The following is a 391-nucleotide window of genomic DNA, read 5'->3' as shown; positions in this document are numbered from 1 at the left end:
ACCTTGGTGATGGCGGGCACGGCTCACGGTAGCGCGCGATCCGTCCCGGTCCGCGGTGCCGTCCGGGCGTCGTCGCAAGATTGCCGCATCCCCCCAGCCGCGCGCGGTTCGTTTTGGAGGAACCCACCACTGCGCGTCGCCCAGGGCTCCTGCTGCCCCGCGGGGTTGTGCCGACCGCACAACCCCGCGCGCTGCCCCAGGACCGCGCGCACCCGCCGCAGCACCCGCCACCAGCGCCCGCCACCCGCGCCCACCACCAACCCGCCGCACCCGTGGCGAACACCGTCGACAGACACCGTCGCGGCGCGACGGACAGCCGCGTGCCGGTGTCCGTGGAGCCGGGGCGCTGTCCGTCGGTGGGGAGGGGCGGCAGCGGGGAGGTGTGCAGGGG

1 protein-coding gene is annotated in these 391 nt (G+C 76.2%); it reads left to right on the top strand.

Translation table 11 applies throughout. The features are described 5' to 3' along the window. Positions 1 to 167: 167 nt before the first annotated feature. Positions 168 to 391 (top strand): hypothetical protein (locus G3I71_RS50740; RefSeq protein ID WP_203733278.1); only part of this gene is annotated, 224 nt, incomplete at its 3' end.

The organism is Streptomyces sp. SID12501 (genome assembly GCF_010550245.1).
Lineage (GTDB): Bacteria > Actinomycetota > Actinomycetes > Streptomycetales > Streptomycetaceae > Streptomyces.
Note: the sequence above shows the minus strand (reverse complement) of the source record. Positions and strands in the feature narration are given on the sequence as shown.